This is a genomic window from Sphingobium sp. GW456-12-10-14-TSB1, from assembly GCF_059424385.1.
Genome location: NZ_JBWKZI010000001.1, coordinates 2,507,356 through 2,525,620, shown reverse-complemented (window position 1 = coordinate 2,525,620; position 18,265 = coordinate 2,507,356). Strand labels below are relative to the sequence as shown.

The 18,265-nt window shown below is 64.3% G+C and carries 15 protein-coding genes; 8 read left to right on the top strand and 7 right to left on the bottom strand.

Features of this window, described 5'->3' with window-relative positions; genetic code table 11:
* Positions 1-10 precede the first annotated feature (10 nt).
* Positions 11-223 carry a DUF2093 domain-containing protein gene (locus AC07X9_RS12340; RefSeq protein ID WP_017182954.1) on the top strand — a complete coding sequence of 71 codons (213 nt, stop codon included), beginning with the start codon at positions 11-13 and terminating at the stop codon, positions 221-223.
* Positions 220-1,059 carry a M23 family metallopeptidase gene (locus tag AC07X9_RS12335; RefSeq protein ID WP_017182955.1) on the top strand — a complete coding sequence of 280 codons (840 nt, stop codon included), beginning with the start codon at positions 220-222 and terminating at the stop codon, positions 1,057-1,059. Before AC07X9_RS12340 ends, AC07X9_RS12335 begins: the two co-directional genes overlap by 4 nt.
* A 5-nt stretch (positions 1,060-1,064) precedes the next feature.
* Here the strand turns inward: AC07X9_RS12335 and AC07X9_RS12330 are convergent, their stop codons facing one another.
* A complete protein-coding gene (locus tag AC07X9_RS12330) occupies positions 1,065-1,607 on the bottom strand; it encodes a hypothetical protein (RefSeq protein WP_017182956.1) in 543 nt (180 codons plus the stop codon).
* Between the two features lie 395 nt (positions 1,608-2,002).
* Between AC07X9_RS12330 and AC07X9_RS12325 the strand changes: the two genes are divergently transcribed.
* Entirely contained in the window at positions 2,003-5,002 is a 3,000-nt protein-coding gene (locus AC07X9_RS12325; protein WP_086485775.1) for a TonB-dependent receptor domain-containing protein, read from the top strand.
* 82 nt (positions 5,003-5,084) lie between these two features.
* Here AC07X9_RS12325 and AC07X9_RS12320 read toward each other — a convergent pair whose 3' ends face one another.
* Positions 5,085-6,119 (bottom strand): hypothetical protein, encoded by a 1,035-nt coding sequence (locus AC07X9_RS12320; protein WP_037514486.1) that lies wholly within the window; start codon positions 6,117-6,119, stop codon positions 5,085-5,087.
* A 111-nt stretch (positions 6,120-6,230) separates the two neighbouring features.
* On the opposite strand from AC07X9_RS12320, the gene AC07X9_RS12315 reads away from it, so the two are divergent.
* Together AC07X9_RS12315 and AC07X9_RS12310 are read left to right on the top strand one after the other, a co-directional pair.
* The gene (locus AC07X9_RS12315) at positions 6,231-7,511 is read left to right on the top strand and encodes an aspartyl/asparaginyl beta-hydroxylase domain-containing protein (RefSeq protein ID WP_241763634.1); all 1,281 of its coding nucleotides are present in this window, start codon (positions 6,231-6,233) and stop codon (positions 7,509-7,511) included.
* Between the two features lie 75 nt (positions 7,512-7,586).
* On the top strand, positions 7,587-7,838 hold the full coding sequence (locus AC07X9_RS12310; protein ID WP_017182960.1) for a hypothetical protein: 252 nt from the start codon (positions 7,587-7,589) through the stop codon (positions 7,836-7,838).
* Between the two features lie 37 nt (positions 7,839-7,875).
* Here AC07X9_RS12310 and clpB read toward each other — a convergent pair whose 3' ends face one another.
* The gene (gene clpB, locus AC07X9_RS12305; RefSeq protein ID WP_017182961.1) at positions 7,876-10,455 is read right to left on the bottom strand and encodes an ATP-dependent chaperone ClpB; all 2,580 of its coding nucleotides are present in this window, start codon (positions 10,453-10,455) and stop codon (positions 7,876-7,878) included.
* Positions 10,456-10,788: 333 nt separating this feature from the next.
* Between clpB and AC07X9_RS12300 the strand changes: the two genes are divergently transcribed.
* The 3 genes from AC07X9_RS12300 (at position 10,789) to AC07X9_RS12290 (ending at position 14,680) form a co-directional block, all read left to right on the top strand.
* Positions 10,789-13,671, top strand: a complete 2,883-nt coding sequence (locus AC07X9_RS12300) for a M16 family metallopeptidase (protein WP_086485774.1) — start codon at positions 10,789-10,791, stop codon at positions 13,669-13,671.
* A gap of 111 nt (positions 13,672-13,782) precedes the next feature.
* Positions 13,783-14,085 carry a hypothetical protein gene (locus AC07X9_RS12295; protein WP_026002359.1) on the top strand — a complete coding sequence of 101 codons (303 nt, stop codon included), beginning with the start codon at positions 13,783-13,785 and terminating at the stop codon, positions 14,083-14,085.
* Positions 14,086-14,185: 100 nt separating this feature from the next.
* Positions 14,186-14,680 (top strand): MarR family winged helix-turn-helix transcriptional regulator, encoded by a 495-nt coding sequence (locus AC07X9_RS12290; protein WP_017182964.1) that lies wholly within the window; start codon positions 14,186-14,188, stop codon positions 14,678-14,680.
* A 109-nt stretch (positions 14,681-14,789) separates the two neighbouring features.
* On the opposite strand, the gene pal is transcribed toward AC07X9_RS12290, so the two are convergent.
* The 4 genes from pal to tolR all read right to left on the bottom strand — a co-directional run bounded on the left by pal (position 14,790) and on the right by tolR (position 18,182).
* Positions 14,790-15,299 (bottom strand): peptidoglycan-associated lipoprotein Pal, encoded by a 510-nt coding sequence (pal, locus tag AC07X9_RS12285; RefSeq protein WP_026002361.1) that lies wholly within the window; start codon positions 15,297-15,299, stop codon positions 14,790-14,792.
* Positions 15,300-15,417: 118 nt separating this feature from the next.
* Positions 15,418-16,752 carry a Tol-Pal system beta propeller repeat protein TolB gene (gene tolB / locus AC07X9_RS12280; RefSeq protein ID WP_026002362.1) on the bottom strand — a complete coding sequence of 445 codons (1,335 nt, stop codon included), beginning with the start codon at positions 16,750-16,752 and terminating at the stop codon, positions 15,418-15,420.
* Entirely contained in the window at positions 16,749-17,717 is a 969-nt protein-coding gene (tolA, locus tag AC07X9_RS12275; RefSeq protein WP_017182967.1) for a cell envelope integrity protein TolA, read from the bottom strand. Before tolA ends, tolB begins: the two co-directional genes overlap by 4 nt.
* Positions 17,718-17,723: 6 nt before the next feature.
* On the bottom strand, positions 17,724-18,182 hold the full coding sequence (gene tolR / locus AC07X9_RS12270) for a protein TolR (protein WP_017182968.1): 459 nt from the start codon (positions 18,180-18,182) through the stop codon (positions 17,724-17,726).
* Between the last annotated feature and the right edge of the window lie 83 nt (positions 18,183-18,265).

Here is an 18,265-nt window from a genome sequence, read left to right as displayed (position 1 = left end):
GGTCTGACCCATGTTGATGTCCAACAGCGATCGTGTCGCCCGGCTCCATTATATGGCCTATAGTTTCCGCGTGCTGCAGGCGGGCGATCATGTGCTGTGCGCGGTGACCGGCCAGAAGATTGCGCTTGAGGATTTGCGCTATTGGAGCATCGCGCGGCAGGAACCCTATGCCGATGCGGAAGCCTCTGCGCGGGCCGAAATCAGGGCGAATGGCGGCCGATGAGGCTCTGGGCGGCGGTACTGCTGATTGCGCTGGCGGGCGTTTCCGCATCTGCCGCACCCTTGCCCGACCGCGCCGACTTCACGGTCAAGGGGGCGGCGACGCAGGGTGGCGTGCTGCTGGGCACTGCCCCTGCGGGCACGGTGGCGTTGACGTTGGATGGCAAGCTGGTCCCGGTCGATGGCGATGGCCGTTTCCTGATCGCCTTTGATCGCGACGCCGGGCCGACCGGGCAACTGACCGCCCGCTTGGCCGACGGCCGCACGCTTGATCACCCGATTGCCATCGCTCCGCGTGCATGGCGGATCGAACGGATCAATGCGCCGATGCGGCCCACCAAAAGCAGCGAGGCGTTTCTGGCGCTGCGCAAGCCGGAACTGGAACAGATCGCCGCAGCGCGGGCGGTGGTGACAGACGCCACGGGGTGGCGGCAACGGTTAGTCTGGCCGCGAGTGGGGCGGATATCGGGCCTGTTCGGGTCGCAGCGCATCTATCAGGGGACGGCTGGCGCCTATCATGGCGGGGTCGACGTGGCCGGGGCGACCGGTGCGCCGGTCGTGGCCCCGGCCGACGGCGTGGTGATACTGGCCGCCGACAAGCCTTTCACGCTGGAAGGCAATTTGCTGATGATCGACCACGGCCATGGCCTGAACAGCGCGTTCCTGCATCTGTCGCGCATTGATGTGAAGCTAGGCGATCATGTATCGCAGGGACAGCGTATCGGTGCGATCGGCGCGACCGGGCGGGCTACCGGCCCGCACCTTCATTGGGGGATGAAGTGGAATGACGCGCGGATCGATCCGCTCTTGCTCGCCGGGCCGATGCCCAGCGGGCAATAGCCTCGTCAGCTTATCCGCTTCATCCTTACGGCGCGACCGCCATCGACCTTGCCCATGAAACTGCCCATGGCGGCGCGTTTCAGTTCGATCGACTGCCCGACCTTGGGATCACGCGCGGTCATCGCTTCGGTCGTGATCCATTGCGCGCCGTCGTCCAGCCCGATCTGCCATTTGCCATAGCCCAGGCTGCGAACCGATGCGATCACCGCCTGGATATGGGTGACGCCTTCCTCGGCTGGCGCATCTTCCTTGTCGTCGCCACCCCCAAGGAAGGGCAATTTGGGGAAGGAGAAGCCGAACAGGGTCTTGCGCGTCTTGTTCAGTTCGCCCTTGTCCAGCACCACCACTTCATCGCGTTGCGCCGCAGCATCCATTGCGCCGACCTGTCGGTCGAAACAGGCAAGCCGTTCCGAATCGATTGTGATCGTCCGGCATTTCAGAAGGTCATTGAAAATTTCGGGTCGGGGCTGTTGCCGTTGCGGCGCAGCGGAAGATTGGGCCGCGATACAGAGCGGGACCAGCAAAAACAGTGCGCGCAAGCCCGCCATAAATCGTCTCTCCATCACGTCGGACACATTGTTCCTCTACAATGCACCCGCCAGAGGCAAGGTCAATACGCGCCTGCAAACGCCATCCAAACATGAGCAACGCCACAATAGGGCTGCCTTGTTTGGTCGCGCGGCATGATTGCTGCATGGCGCAGGACCGCCGTGCAACTATATTGCTAACCACATGTAAAACAGTCATGCCACGTTCATGTTGCATTTATGATACAGGGGCGTTCAAAAGCGGTGAATGCCCTTTTCCCCGGCTTTACAGCGCCGTTCGCCCCGCGCAGTTTCCCCCTATCCATATGGGGGGATCGCTGTCGGGCACCATGTCCCCCTGTAGGTGCATTAGAGTGGCAGGCCATCTGCCAACCTCCAGAGCAAGGGACTGGACCGTGAAGACATTTTCCAAAAGGGCACTTTTGCGTGCCAGCGTCGCACCCGCGATTCTGGGCGCGTCGCTGATCGCGACCGCCGCCATCGCGCAGGACGCGCCGCAGGCTGCCGATGCCGAAATGGGCGACACCATCATCGTTACCGGGTCGCTGATCAAGAACCCCAATCTGGCGCGTTCGACCCCGGTTACGGCAACCACCGCCGACCAGATCGAACTGAAGCAGAACAACACCGCCGAAGAAATTCTGCGTGAAATTCCGGGCATCGTTCCCAGCATCGGTTCGGCCGTCAACAACGGCAATGGCGGCGCTTCGTTCGTCAACCTGCGCGGCCTGGGTTCCAACCGCAATATCGTCCTGATCGACGGCAACCGTCTGGTGCCTGCCGAACTGAACGGCCGTTTCGACCTTAACAACATCCCGCTGGCACTGATCGACCGCGTCGACGTGCTGACCGGCGGCGCTTCCACCACTTATGGTGCGGACGCCATTTCGGGTGTCGTCAACTTCGTGACCAAGTCCGACTTTGCCGGTCTGGAAGCGAATATCGCCAACCAGCTGACCGAAGAAGCCGATGGTCATTATGTCCGCGCCGACGTGACGCTGGGCGCCAATTTCGATGATGGCCGCGGTAATGTGGTTTTCTCGGTTGGCTATCAGCAGTCCGACCCGGTCTATCAGGGCGATCGTCCGTTCTCGAATGTCTCGATCGATTCCTTCACCGGCCTTGGCGGCGGTTCGGGCACGTCGACCCCGTCGCGTTTCACCAACGTCAACACGACCGGCGCCGATTCGATCACGACCGGTTGCGGCCTTGCGGGACAGCCAGCCTGTAACGCCGTGCAGGGCAACCGTCAGGTGACGGCCGCTGGTGGCGCTTTCCGCGGCACCTCTGCGTTCGATGCTTATAACTTCAACCCGTTCAACATCTTCCAGACGCCGTTTGAACGCTTCAACATGTACGGCGCGGGCCGCTACGAAGTCAGCGACGCGGTAGAAGTCTATTCGCGGGGCATCTTCTCGAAGAACACCGTCAGCACGATCATCGCGCCGTCGGGTGCCTTCGGCATTTCGGTCGTGGTTCCGCTCAGCAACCCCTATCTGTCGGCTGCCCAGCGTAATGCCTTCTGCGCCTTCGACACCACGCCTGGCGTTGGCTACACCGCCCGCTTCTCGGCGGCTGAATGCGCCGCCGCGGCGACCGCGACCAGCCCGACCGACCCGAACTATCGCACCGTCACGACGACCTTGTCGCGTCGTGCGACCGAACTGGGTCCGCGTATTTCCGACTTCACCACCACCTTCTTCGATTATCGCATCGGCGCGCGCGGTGGCATCACCGACTCGATCGACTGGGATCTGTCGGGTGGCTATGGTGAATCGGAGAACGTCCAGACCCAGCAGGGCTACTGGCTGAACTCGCGCGTCCGTCAGGCGCTTCTCGCGACCAACACCGCGACCTGCCTGACCGACACCAATGGCTGCGTCCCGCTCAACGTGTTCGGTCCCGATGGTTCGATCACGGCTGCGCAGAATGCCTATCTGACGGCCAACAGCCAGGTCACCACCAAGACCTCGCTGGCGCAGGTCAAGGGCACGATCAGCGGTGACTTTGGCGTCGCTTCGCCCTTCGGCACCGACAGCCTGGCGTTCGCTCTGGGTGGCGAATATCGCAAATATGGCGCCAGCCAGGAATCCGATCTGCTGTCGCAGTCGGGCGATCTGGGCGGCGCCGGTGGTGCGGCACCGAACATCGACGGCGGCTATGACGTCTATGAAGCCTATGGCGAAGTCATTCTGCCGCTGGTGCAGGACAAGCCCTTCTTCCAGGATCTGACTGTGGAAGCGGGCATCCGCTACTCCGACTATTCGGTCGATGGCGGTTCGGGTTACAACACGACCACCTGGAAGGTGGCCGGCAACTGGACGCCGGTTGACGGCATCAAGTTCCGCGGCAACTATTCGCGTGCCGTTCGTGCGCCTAACATCGCCGAACTGTTTGCTCCGGTGAACACCACGCTGACCAACCTGGACAGCGATCCCTGCGCTGGCGCTGCGCCGACCCAGAATGCCAACCTGGCGGCTGTCTGTATCGCCCAGGGCGCAACGGCAGCCCAGCTCGGCTCGATCATCAACGATCCGGCTGGCCAGGTGAACTCCACCGGTGGCGGTAACCTCGCCCTCGGCCCGGAAAAGTCGAACAGCTGGGGTCTGGGCGTGTCGCTCCAGCCAGCAGCCCTGCCGGGCTTCAGCCTGACGGTCGATTATTACAACATCAAGATCACGGGTGCGATCACCAACCCGACGCCTGATGACGTGATTTCGGCTTGCTTCGACAACATCACCGCCGCCAGCGCTTCGGACCCGGCCTGCACCGGCATCCGCCGCGATCCGGGCACCGGCGCTCTGTTTGGTGAAGCAGCCGTCGTCGGCGGTCTGCCGCAGACGCTGTCGAACCTGGGCAAGCTGGCCACGGACGGCATCGACGTTCAGCTGAACTATCAGAAGGATGTCGGTTTCGCGAAGTGGGCGCTGAGCGCCAACGGCAACTGGACCAACAGCTCGACCTTCCAGGCGACCCCGACGTCGCTCAACCGCGAATGCGTTGGTCTGTACAGCGTCAACTGCGCCTCGATCCAGCCGGAATTCTCCTGGTCGGTGCGCAACACCCTCTCGTTTGACTCGGTCGACCTGTCGCTGCTGTGGCGCTATATCGACGGCGTGAAATATGAGGATGGCGATGCCTTCGTCGGTACGCTGAACGGCAAGGAAGTCGATTTCAACCGTATCCCGGCTGAACATTATTTCGACCTGACCAGCCGCTTCCACGTCTCTGACGAAGTCACGCTGACCATGACCGTGCAGAACCTGCTGGACAACCAGCCCAAAGTGGTTGGCAACTCGATCGGTTCGACCAGCTACAACAGCGGTAACGTCTATCCGTCGACCTACGACGCGCTGGGCCGCCGCTACACGGTCGCTGCCAAGCTGCGCTTCTGATCTTTCGATCAGTCAAGATAAGGAAAGGGGGCCGGTGGCGACACCGGCCCCCTTTTTCGTGGGCGAAAGCAAGGCGGGCGAGTTAGTCGATCAATGATCGGGGCAGGTGCAGCGCAATGCCCGCATTGTCGGCCATCACCGTTGCCCAATGGATCACCTTGGCAATCTCGTCGGCATGCGCCTCCAGACCGCGCTGGGCAGCCTCGGCGCGCTGGCCGGGCGTGAAGGCCGCGCCATTTTTGGCGTCGCGGGCAAAGACCGGGCCATTGGCGATTGCGCGAACCCTCGCATCGTCCAGTTGCAGCCCGAACAGCCGCGCCAATGCAGCGAGGCTCTCGGTCGGCCTTGCGACCAGCGTTTCGCTGTCCAGCGTGGCGACCCGCGCTCCCAGTTGATCGCACAGAGTGTGGAACTGATGCTGCTGCGCCAGCCAGCCGACGGCGGCGACCTGAATATCGGTCAGTCCCAGATAGTCTGACGGGGCGATGCCCAGAGGGGCGATCATCCCTTCGCGCGCCAGCTTCTGGAACAGATCGCGCACCCACAGCCGCCCCCACATCCCTTTGCGCGCGATCGAGGCGAGATAGGGTTCGAGCGGGGCATGGAGCAGGAGGGCGCGCGCATCGGGGCGCAAGCTCATGATCGCGGGGATCAGCGGATTGATGACGTTGGAGGGCTTGACGACCACGGCCTCGCCTGGCCCGAAGGGGCGGGCCAGCAGGTGCAGGCTTGCGTCCAGCACGCGGGCAACCTCCGGCCCCTTTGCGCCGCGATGTCGCCAGCCGATCAGGTCATTGAGCAGCACCGGTTCCTTCAGACCCATCGCGATGCCCGGAATATCCATCGCGGCGGCCAGCAAGGTCGAACAGCAATAGGCCGAATGAAACAGGAAATGGATCGGCGCACGAGGCGGTGCCTGCTCCATGGCGTCGCCCAGCCGCAGCACGAGCGGTGCGTCGGTCGCGCCCAGATACTCGTCGGTCAGGAAGGGGATGTCGCCATGCCGCGCGCGTGGCACAAAGCGCATATGGACTGCGTCATGCCCCGGATCGTAGCGATGGGCCAGCCATTGGGCGTCGCGCACGATGTCGCGGATCGCAGGATCGGGGGAGCTCATGACGACCAGCCTTCGCATGGCTTTTCGGGTCATTCAAGCCGCAGGACTTTCCCTTACTTGCCCCTGCGCGCACTTGTGGTAGCGATGATGGACAGGAAGCTGGGGGGCTTTATGGACGGGGCTGTTGGTCGGTTAGTGCAGCAAGCGGCGGAGGCGCGGCGACAGGGGCGCATCGCGACGGCCGAGCAGTTGCTGGGCGACGCATTGAAGCGACAGGCAGGGGAGCCGCAGGCGCTCAACCTGCTGGGGATGATTGCGCTCGACCGGCGCGATTTTGCAGCGGCCAGCGTGCATTTTCGTGGCGCGGCCGCGGCTGATCCCAAGGAGGCGGCGCTGTGGATGAACGTGGCGTCGGCAGAGCGCGGCCTTGGCGTGGCGGAGGCGGAGCGGGCGGCGCTGCAGGCGGCGATCGACATCGACCAGCGCAATTTGATGGCGCAAATCCGCATGGCGCAACTCCAGCAACGGCTGGAAGAAACGCAAGCGGCAGCAGACAGCTGGGGCAAGGCGCTGGCGCTGTCAGCGGGACTGACCGACCTGCCGCCTGCATTGGCAGACATATTGGCGCAGGCACGGGACTTCGTTACAGCCCATCAGGCGCAATTCGCCGCTTTTGTCGAGGCGGGGGTCGCGGCCCAGTTGAAGGCATCGGACGGGGTGACGCAGCGGCGCTTTCAGGCTTGCCTGGACCGGGAGTTTGGCCGCCGGACCATCTACCAGAATCACTGTTCGGGTTTGCATTACCCCTTCCTGCCCGCCGACGAATATTTCGACCGGCAGCATTTCCCCTGGATGGACGCGCTGGAGGCAAAGACCGACGTGATCCGCGCCGAATTTCTCGCCATGGTGGACAAGCGTGGCGACGCCATCCGTCCCTATGTGCGGCAGGATGCAGGGACGCCGCAGAATAAATGGACCGCGCTTGACGGGTCGCTGGACTGGGGGGCGGCGTTCCTGTGGGAATATGGCGTACGAAACGAAGCGGTGTGCGCCGCCTGCCCGCAGACCGTCGCGGCGCTGGAGGCTTTGCCGCGCGCCGACATTCCGGGGCGGGCGCCGTCGGCCTTCTTTTCCCTGCTCAAGCCGCGCAGCCGGATTCCGGCGCATACCGGCGTCACCAATACGCGCGCGATCATTCATCTTCCACTGATCGTGCCGCAGGGCTGCTTCTTTCGCGTTGGGGGTGAAACGCGGGCATGGCAAGAAGGGGTCGCCTTCGGCTTTGACGATACGATCGATCATGAAGCCTGGAATGACAGCGATCATTTGCGGGTCGTGCTGATTTTCGACGTATGGAACCCGCATTTGTCGCTTGCGGAGCAGCAACTATTGAAGCAATTCTATGCCACGGCTGATGCGAGCAAGACGAATAACGTCCCGTCGCGCATCTGATCGACGACATGGAGGCTGGCCCATTCGGAGAGAGGGGATTCGCACTGTCGTCATTCTGGGAGAATTAGAGTGCATATGTTGAAGGCAGTGATTGCGTCCAGCCTGATCGTTCTGGCGATGCCCGCAGTGGCGCAGGACAAGGCTCCGCTGGACAAGAATGATCCCAATGCAGTGCGGTGCAAGCGGTTTCAGGTCACTGGTTCGCTGGTGAAGAAGGAACGCATCTGCAAGACCAACGCCGAATGGCGGGCGATTTCCGAGCAGCAGAACCGGGATGCCGATGACATCATCACCCGCAGCCGCGCCGGGATGAACCCCAACGGTTGAAGCACGGGAGGGGGATTGCCCCTCCCGTGCTATCGCCTCAAGCGACGCTCAAAACCAGCGCGCCGTCGCCATCTTCCACTCGGACGGTGGAGCCATCCGGCACCTCGCCGCGCAGGATCAGGTCGGCCAGCGGGTCTTGCAGGTAACGCTGGACTGCGCGCTTCAAGGGCCGCGCGCCATAGACAGGGTCATAGCCGACCCGTCCCAGCCATGCCCGCGCACCGTCGGTCAGGTCGAGCATGATCTTGCGATCCTTGAGCAGCTTCTGCACGCGGGCGACCTGAATATCGACGATCGGCGCCATATGGGCGACGCCGAGGCGATGGAACAGGATGATCTCGTCCAGGCGGTTGAGGAATTCGGGGCGGAAATGGCCGCGAACGACCTCCATCACCTGTTCCTCGACCTTTTCGACCGGATCATCATCGCCCAGCGCCGCGATATACTGGCTGCCCAGGTTCGATGTCAGGACGATGATCGTGTTGGTGAAATCGACCGTGCGACCCTGCCCGTCGGTCAGCCGGCCATCGTCCAGCACCTGGAGCAGGATGTTGAACACGTCGCCATGGGCCTTTTCCACCTCGTCGAACAGCACGACCTGATAGGGGCGGCGGCGGACGGCTTCGGTCAGCACGCCGCCTTCCTCATAGCCGACATAGCCCGGAGGCGCGCCGATCAGGCGGGCGACCGAATGTTTCTCCATGAATTCGCTCATGTCGATGCGAACCATGGCGTTTTCATCGTCGAACAGGAAACCGGCCAGCGCCTTGGTCAGCTCCGTCTTGCCGACGCCCGTGGGGCCAAGGAAGAGGAAGGAGCCAAGCGGGCGATTGGGGTCCTGTAGCCCCGCACGGGCGCGGCGCACGGCGGTGGATACGGCCCTGACCGCGTGGGCCTGGCCAATGACGCGCTTGCCCAGCGTTTCTTCCATCGCCAGCAGCTTCTCGCGCTCGCCGGTCATCATCCGCTCGACCGGAATCCCGGTCCAGCGGGCGACGACCCCGGCAATATCCTCTGCGGTCACTTCCTCGCGCAGCATCGCGCCTTCGGACGCGGTCGCCGCTTCCGCCAGGCGCTTTTCGAGGCTGGGGATCGTGCCGTAGGACAGTTCGCTCATCTTCGCGAGGTCGCCGGCGCGCTGTGCCTGTTCCAGTTCGAGCCGGGCGGCGTCTAGCTGTTCCTTGATCTTCGCTTCGCCGGCGATCTTGTCCTTTTCCGCCTGCCAACGGGTGGTGAGCGCAGCGGATTGCTCCTCCAGATTGGCAAGATCGGTTTCCAGCGTCGCCAGCCGGTCGGCCGAGGCCTTGTCGGTTTCCTTCTTGAGCGCCTCGCGCTCGATCTTGAGCTGGATGATGCGGCGGTCGAGATTTTCAATCTCTTCGGGCTTGGATTCCACTTCCATCCGCAGGCGCGACGCGGCCTCGTCCATCAGGTCGATCGCCTTGTCGGGCAGGAAGCGGTCGGTGATGTAACGGTTGGAAAGCGTTGCGGCAGACACCAGCGCGCTGTCGGTGATCCGCACGCCATGGTGCAGTTCATATTTTTCCTTCAGGCCGCGCAGGATCGAGATGGTATCCTCGACCGTGGGTTCGCCGACGAACACGGGCTGGAAACGACGCTGGAGCGCAGGGTCCTTTTCGACATGCTTGCGATATTCGTCGAGCGTCGTCGCGCCGATGCAATGGAGTTCGCCACGCGCCAAAGCGGGCTTGAGCAGATTGCCCGCATCCATCGCGCCTTCGGATTTACCCGCGCCGATCAGCGTATGCATTTCATCGATGAAGAGGACGATCTGTCCTTCGGCGGCTTTGACTTCGTCCAGCACGCCCTTCAACCGTTCCTCAAATTCACCGCGATATTTGGCGCCCGCGATCAGGCTGCCCATGTCGAGCGCCATCAGCGTGCGATCTTTCAGCGTATCGGGCACGTCGCCATTGGCGATGCGCAGCGCGAGGCCTTCGGCAATCGCGGTCTTGCCGACGCCGGGGTCGCCGATCAGCACCGGGTTGTTCTTGGTGCGGCGGGCAAGGATCTGGATGGTGCGGCGGATTTCCTCGTCCCGGCCGATGACCGGATCAAGCTTGCCGCTGCGCGCCGCTTCGGTGAGGTCGCGGGCGAATTTCTTGAGCGCATCATAGCGATCCTCAGCGCCGGCAGTGTCGGCGCTGCGGCCCTGACGCAGCTGGTTGATCGCGGCGTTGAGCGCTTCGGGCTTGACCCCGGCGGCGGCGAGCGCCTTGCCCGCAGCCGTCGTGCTGGCCAGCGTCAGCGCGAGCAGGAGTCGCTCGACGGTGACGAAGCTGTCCCCGGCCTTGGTCGCGACCTGTTCGGCCGAATCCAGCACGCGAACGGCATCATTGTCGAGGCCCGGCGTTTGCTGCGCGCCGCTGCCGGAGACCGATGGCACCTTGGCCAATGCGGCATCGGTATCACGCAGCGCGATGTCGGGCGCGCCGCCTGCGGCCTTGATCAGGCCCGACGCCATGCCCTGCTCATCTTCCAGCAATGCCTTGAGCAGATGTTCCGGGCTGATCCGCTGATGGCTCATGCGGATCGCGACGGTTTGCGCCGACTGGAGGAAGCCTTTGGCGCGGTCGGTGAATTTTTCGAGGTTCATGACTTACCTTCTTGAAGCCCTGGGCTCTTTATCAAACTGCGGCTCATGTGGTGTTGCCAAAAGGCCACACAAGAGGCACTACGCAATTTCCACCCAAATCCTTATCAGTCTGGCGCGCGGGCGAGGGCGTAATGAATGCACGCGGGCCAGGCACCGAAGCGAGCAGGGGCGGGCGGCGGAGTCGGTACAGCCCTTATAGTCGATTGATCGTCGGGAACCTATCGCGACCAGCCGCGCTGTCCAGCGTCATGCGTATTGCGCTGCTAAAACGCCCCGCTATTCTAGCGCCCTTCGCGGGCGCTTCGTCCTGCTGCATTTTCTCTGAGGTTGTCCATGACCCTTTCCCCCCTGTCGCGTCGCCTGTCCCTGCTGATCGGCCTGTCGGCCATGGCGCTGACCCCGATGACGCAGGCGGTGGCGCAGACCAGTGCGACCAGCGCCGCGCCTGCGCCGCTGTCCAGCCTGGTGGCTGCGGTCGATATTCCCTATGAACAGTTCACGCTGAAAAACGGCCTGCGGGTCATCGTCCATACCGATCGCAAGGCGCCGGTCGTCGCGGTTTCCGTCTGGTATCATGTCGGGTCGCGGTTCGAACCGGCGGGCAAGACCGGCTTTGCCCATCTGTTCGAACATCTGATGTTCTATGGCTCCGAAAATGCCGACGGGCCGTTTTTCGGCCGGCTGGAAGATATTGGCGCGACCGACTGGAACGGGACGACCTGGTTCGATCGCACCAATTATTTCGAGACGGTGCCCACCGGGGCGCTCGACCGGGCGCTGTTCCTGGAGTCCGACCGGATGGGCCATCTGCTGGGCGCGGTGACGCAGCTGAAGCTGGATACCCAGCGCGGGGTCGTTCAGAATGAAAAGCGCATGGGGGAAAATGAACCCTATGGGCTGGTCGAATATGCGCAACTGGCCGCGCTGTTGCCCGAAGGGCATCCCTATCGCCATTCGACCATCGGGTCGATGGCGGACCTCAACAACGCCAGCCTGGGCGATGTGCAGACCTGGTTCAAGACGCATTATGGTCCGAACAATGCCGTGCTGGTGCTGGCGGGGGATATTGACGTGGCGACCGCGAAGAAGAAGGTCGAACGCTGGTTCGGCAATATCGTCGCCGGTCCCCCGCCGCAGGATGTGGAAGCGACCGTGCCGACGCTCGACAAGGATGTCGAGAAGGTGATGCATGACAATGTCGCGGCGACCCGTCTCTATCGCAACTGGGTGGTGCCGGGCGTCAATGGCGCGGACCTGCCCGCGATCGATCTGGCGCTGTCGGTCTTTGGCGGGCTGGCATCCTCTCGCCTCTACAACACGCTGGTCCGCGACGAGAAGGTGGCGGTAGGCGTCAAGGCCAATGTCCAGCCGTTTGAGAAGCTGAGCATTGCCGAGATCACGGTCGATGTGAAGCCGGGGACGGATGCGATTGCGGTGGGCAAGCGGCTCGATGCGCTGCTGGCGGACTATCTGGCCAAGGGACCGACCGCCGACGAGGTACAGCGGGCCGCGACCCGGCAGCTGGCGGGGACGATATCGGGGCTGGAACAGGTGGGCGGCTTTTCGGGCAAGGCGGTGACGCTGGCCGAAGGGGCGGTCTATTCCAACGACCCGGACAAATATCGCAAGGATCTGGCCGCTTATGCCGCCGCGACGCCAGCGCAGGTGGGCGAGGCCGCGCGCAAATGGCTGGGGCGGCCAGTGTTCCGCCTGACGGTGGCGCCGGGCGAGCGATCGGCCGCCGACAATGCGCTGGCGGGGAATGTTCATGGGGAAGGGGCGACCCACAAGCCGGCCCATTTCCGCGATCCCGCTGCGCCCGCGCCGGCCGCGGCGACGCCGCCTGCGCCCACGAAGATTGCCGAACCGCCGATCGAGCCGGTCGCTGATCTGGATTTCCCTGCGGTCGAACATGCCAAGTTGAAGAACGGGATTGCGGTGCAGTTTGCGCGCCGGGCGACGGTGCCGGTCGTGCGTGTGTCCGTGGCGTTCGACGCGGGCAATGCGGCGGATGACCGGGCCAAGCTGGGGACCGCGGCGCTGACGACGGCGCTGCTGGACGAAGGCACGACAACGCGTAGCGCCCTGGAGATCGCGGAAGAGCAGGAGCGGCTGGGCGCGTCGGTGAGTGCGGGCAACAGCATGGACCGGACGACGGTGGGCCTGTTTGCGCTCAAGCCCAATCTGGACGCATCGCTGGGGCTGCTGGCCGATGTCGTGCGCAATCCGGCGTTTGCGCCGGGCGAGGTGGAGCGGCTGCGCGGGCAGATGCTGACCCGGATCGCGGCGGAAAAGACCGAGCCGACGGCGATCGCCCAGCGCATGTTGCCGCCGCTGCTCTATGGCAAGCTGCATCCCTATGGCATCCCCTTCACCGGGTCGGGCACCGAAAGCGGGGTCAAGGCGGTGACGCGGGCGGACCTGACCGCCTTCCACGATCGCTGGCTGCGGCCGGACAATGCGACGATCTTCGTCACGGGCGACACGAGCCTGGCTGAATTGCTGCCGCTGTTGGAAAAGCGCTTTGGCGACTGGAAGGCGCCAGCGACGCCCAAGGGCAGTAAGCTGTTCCGCATGGACCGGATGGCGCGTCCGCCGCGGATCATCCTGATCGACAAGCCGCAAAGCCCCCAGTCGATGATCCTGGCGGGCGTGCTGACAGCCAAGAAGGGGACCGACAATCCGGTCACGCTCCAGTCGGCCAACGAAGTGCTGGGCGGCAGCACGACGTCGCGCCTGACGATGGACCTGCGGGAAACGAAGGGCTGGGCCTATGGCGCGGGCACGTCGCTGCCCGGCGTCAAGGACACAATCCCGCTGCTGGTCTATGCCCCGGTCCAGACCGACAAGACGGGCGAATCGATCATTGCCGCGCGGCAGGACATCAAGGATTTCCTGACGACCAAGGGCACGACCGAGGCGGAGCGCAACCAGACGATCAACGGGCAGATATTGTCGCTGCCCGGCAGCTTCGAGACATCGTCCGACCTGCTGGGCGCGATGATGCGCAACAGCCTGATCGGGCGGGCCGACGATTTCTACGAAACGCTGCCCAATATCTATCGCGCGATGACCGCCGCCGATTTCGACAAGGCGGCGCGGGAGGCGATCAATGCCGACGGGCTGATCTGGGTCGTGGTCGGCGACGCGAAACTGGTTCGGCCGCAGCTTGACGCGGTGGGCCTGCCGGTCGAGGTGGGAACATTGGCCGATTGACCGGCATTCAGTGCGGACGGGCCTGCAAAAGCGTTCCGTCTGGACTGATTGGCGATCAATCGGGATTTGAGGGTATGCATCGTTGAATGATGCTTTGATGGAGTGATGATGATGGCAAGTGTCGATGGCGCCTATGACTGCGTAGCCAAGACGCCGATGGGCGACCAGAAGGGTGTGTTCACCGTGGTCAGCAGCGGTGACCGGTTTAACGGCACCTTTGCGGGCATGATGGGATCGCTCGACGTGGTCGATGGCAAGGTCGCGGGCAACAGCCTGACCTGGAAGATGGAAATGACGATGCCGATGCCGATGACGCTGGAGTGCGAGGCGGAAGTCAGCGGCGACGCCATCACCGGAACAATGCAGTTGGGCGCGTTCGGGGCTTCAGCCTTTACCGGGACGCGGCGGGCCTGACCCTGTGGGGTCCGGCCTGGCCGGACCCCATGAAGCCGACACTAAGCTGAACACCTGTAGCGACCTTGCCCGATTGTGTTTAGTTAGCTAACTAATCGACATGAAGAAGCGGGATGCCGGACGGGCTTTGTTGCATTTGCTGGGGCCGGTGGCGCGGGGGTGGCGGCAGGCTGCCGACGGGGCGCTGGCGGGGCTGGGCGTGTCCGGCAGCGCAGGCTGGTGCCTGGTGCATCTGGCCATGGAAGGCGCGCCGCCGCGACAGGCGGAACTGGCGCAATGGCTGGACGTCAGCGCGCCGTCGCTGGTGCGGACGCTGGATCAATTGCAGAAAGCGGGCTGGATCGAGCGCGTGGCCGATGCCGATGACGGACGGTCCAACCGGGTGGCGCTGACCCCGGCGGGCAAGGCCCTGGCAGGCGAGATACAGGCGCGGCTGGACAGGCTGGGCGGCGAATTGCTGAGCGGCCTGCCGGACGGGGCGATCGAGATCGGGGCTGAACTGCTGGGGTTGATGCGGTTGCGCATCGCCGAAGAAAAGCTGGCGCAGCTATTGGCCGATGGCCGCGACGATCCCGGCGTCGACGCCCGGCCGTGACGCCGGAAGGGCGCGACTATCCTGTCATGTCCTGATGGCGTGCGCCCAATAGAAAAGGCCCGCCGGTCGGGGACTGGCGGGCCTTTCGATCATATTGGGCGACGGGCGATCAATATTGGATCGTCACCGTCACGGCGCGGCGGTTCTGCGCCCAGGAGGCTTCGTCCGAGCCGAGCGCGGCGGGGCGTTCCTTGCCATAGCTGACCGTGGTGATGCGGCTGGGGTCGATGCCGAGCGAGGCGAGATAGTTTTTCGCCGCATTAGCGCGGCGTTCGCCCAGCGCGATATTATAGTCGCGGGTGCCGCGTTCGTCGGCATGTCCTTCGACCGTGACGCGCACGGCAGGATTTTGTTGCAGCCAGGCGGCCTGGCTTTGCAGCGTCGCCTGATCTTCCGCATCGATATCATATTGATCGAGGCCGAAGAAAATCCGGTCGGACGAGACCGACGCGACGAAATCTTCCTGGCTGCCCTTCACCGGGCCGGTGGGTCCGGTCGATCCGACCGGTTCGGTCGTGGCCGGGCCGGGCGCGGGCGGCAATTCGGCAGGCGGCTTTTTCGAGCAGGCGGCCAGCGCGATGATGGCGGTAGCCATGACCAGCGTTCTAGACAATTTCATCGGGGGTCTCCTTTGGTTGATCCGGGCACCGCCCGCCGGGACGGTGTCAGGGTCCGTGATGTTCGTTACGCTGTCAAGACGATTGGGTTCCATCCCGACCGCCAGGACCGCGCTATTTTCAGGGCAGCAATGGTCCCCAGGCAGGGTCGGAACCACTGAGAGGCGTGGGGATGCGGCGTTCGTTCACGCCGGTCAGGTCGACCTGCCACACCTGGCTCGTCCCCTGCTTGCCGGGCGACGTGCGGAAGAATTGCAGCACCCGGCCATTGGGCGACCAGGTCGGCTGTTCGTCCTGCCAGCCATTGGTCAAGATCCGCTCATTGTCGCCATTGGGCGTCATCACCGCGATCTTGAAATCGCCAGCCATCTTGGTGAAGGCGATAAGGTCGCCGCGTGGCGACCATTCGGGCGTCGCATAGCGGCCGCCGCCATGGCTGATCCGGCGCTGGTTGGAGCCATCGGCGTTCATGACATAGATTTGCTGGCCGCCCGACCGGTCGCTTTCGAACACGATCTGGCTGCCGTCGGGCGAATAGCTGCCGCCCACGTCGATGCCCGGCGAAGTGGTCAGGCGGACGGGGGTGCCGCCGCTGGCGGGTACGCGATAAATGTCGGTATTGCCGGCAATCGCCATCGAAAAGAGGATGTTGCGCCCGTCCGGCGACCAGCGCGGGGCGAAGGTCGGGTTGTTGCTTTCGGTCACCAGCCGCTGCTGGCCCGCGCCAATGTCGTAGATATAGAGGCGCACCCGGCTGCCCAGATAGCTGACATAGAGGATGGATTTATAATCGGGCGAGAAGCGCGGGGTGAGCGCCATCGACTGCCCATTGGTGATGAAGCGATGGTTCGCGCCGTCGCTGTCCATGATGGCGAGCCGCTTGACCCGCGCGCCCTTCGGCCCGCTTTCGGCGATATAGGCGATGCGGCTGTCGAAGAAGGGGCTTTCGCCCGACAGGCGCGCATAGATGGCGTCGGCGCATTTATGCGCGGCGCGGCGCCAGTCGCGCGGGGCGACGACATAGCCCTGACGGGTCAGTTCCTGCTTGAGCGCCACGTCATAGAGGTAGCAGCCCACGGTGATGTCGGCTTCCCCGCCGCTGGTGCGGACGAACCCCTGTACCAGCGCCTGATAGGCGCCCCATTTGTCGAATTGCGGAAAGGTGACTTCGGCAAAGGGGATTTGCGGCAGGCCAGCGGGGCCGGACGGATCGAACAGGCCCGAGCCTTTCAGGTCCGAGGCGATGACTTCGGCGATCTTGCGGCCAAGTTCGGTGGCCGACCCGGCTGGCGTGTCGACCTCCTGCTGGGCTGGCATGGGGGGGACGGCGACCTTCACATTGCTGTCAATCTCGCCGGTCACATCGACCGAGAGCTGGGCCATGGCAGGCAGGGCGGTGAGGGCGAGTAACGCGGCGGTCGCCACGCTCAGGCGGCGCAAAAGGGAGGGTTTCATCGGTTCAGCCTCGCGTCAAAGCGGAGTGGCCGGAGCCATTTCCATTGGTCGTAAAATTCGGGCGGCATGTTGCGGAAGGGGGAGGCAAGCTTGACCGCCTGAATCGCCCGTTCGGCATGGAGTTTGGCCTGGGGCCGGTTGCTGGCGGTGACGCCAAGCTGGTCGATCACCTCCGGCGTGCCGATCACCGCGCCGCTCTTGTCGAGCCGCACCTCAAGCAGGGTGACGAGCCGGTCCGCGTCCGCGCCCGACGGCGGGCGCCAGTGCGGTTTCAACTGACGGCGCAGTTCGGCGTCGAGCGCGGCCTTCTGCGCCGGGCCCATCGCGGTGGCGGGGGCTGGCGCGGGTGGTTTGCGCGGCGCGTCGGCGCTGGTGTCTATGCCCTTGAGGAAATCATCGCCCAGCAGCGATCCCTTGGGCTTGTCCGCCTTGCCCTGGCCCGATGCGCGAGCGGGCGTCTTGGCCGCAGGCTTGGTCGATGCCTTGGCGGCGGGCTTGGATGGCGCTGTGGCCTTGGGCTTTTCGGGCGCTGGTTTTTTTGGGGGCGCGGGCTTTTCCGGCGCTGGCTTGGGTTTGGGCGCGGCCTTGGCCACTTCCTTCTTGGGCGGGGCGGGCTTGGGCTTTGCCGGCGCGGCTTTGGGCTGCGGCTTGGGGGGCGCAGGCGTGGGTTTCGGCTGGGGTTTCGGCGGGACCGGCACCGGTTCGGGCGCGGGTTCTGGTTCCGGCGCGGGGGCGGCGTCCTGCGTCGGTCCCTGTTCGGGCGCGACGCTGGGCGGGGGCGGTTCGGCCGACAATTTGGGCGCGGTCGATTGCAGCGCGACCTCATCCACCATGGAGACTTCCATCGGCGGGGTCTTGAGCTTCAACGGGTTGGGGGTGGCCAGGAAGCCGACCGACAGCAGCCCGAACAGCAGGACATGCCCCGCTGTCGCGACGCCAAGGCCGATTTTCTCCGTGCGCTCCATCGCTGTCTATTCCGTCCCGTCGCTGGCCGTGTCATCGGGCGAGGAAACCAGCGACACCTTGTTCAGGCCAGCCCGGTTGAGTTCAGCCATCACCCGCATGACCCGGCCATAGTCCAGCCCCTTGTCGGCGCGCAGGAAGATTTGCGGCGCGTCCGCCTTGCCCGCATTGGCCGCGACGATCTCCGCCAGGCGATCGGGCAGATCAGCGTCGCTTACCGCATCTTCATCGACATAGGTCGCGCCGTCGCGATCGATCGACACGACGGTGGGCTTGGCGTCCTGATCCAGCCCCTTGGCACGGGTTTCGGGCAGGTTGACCGGCACGCCGGTCACGAGCAGCGGCGCTGTGACCATGAAGATGATCAGCAGCACCAGCATGACGTCGACCAGCGGCGTGACGTTGATGTCCGCCATCGGTGCGCGGCCACGGCCACGGCGGCTGGAGGGAGGGCCGGACATGGCCATTAGCGGGTGCTCCCCTTCACCATCATGCCAGCCATCTCAGGCGTTGGCGCGCAAACGCACGAGACCCCAGCCTTCGCTGGGGT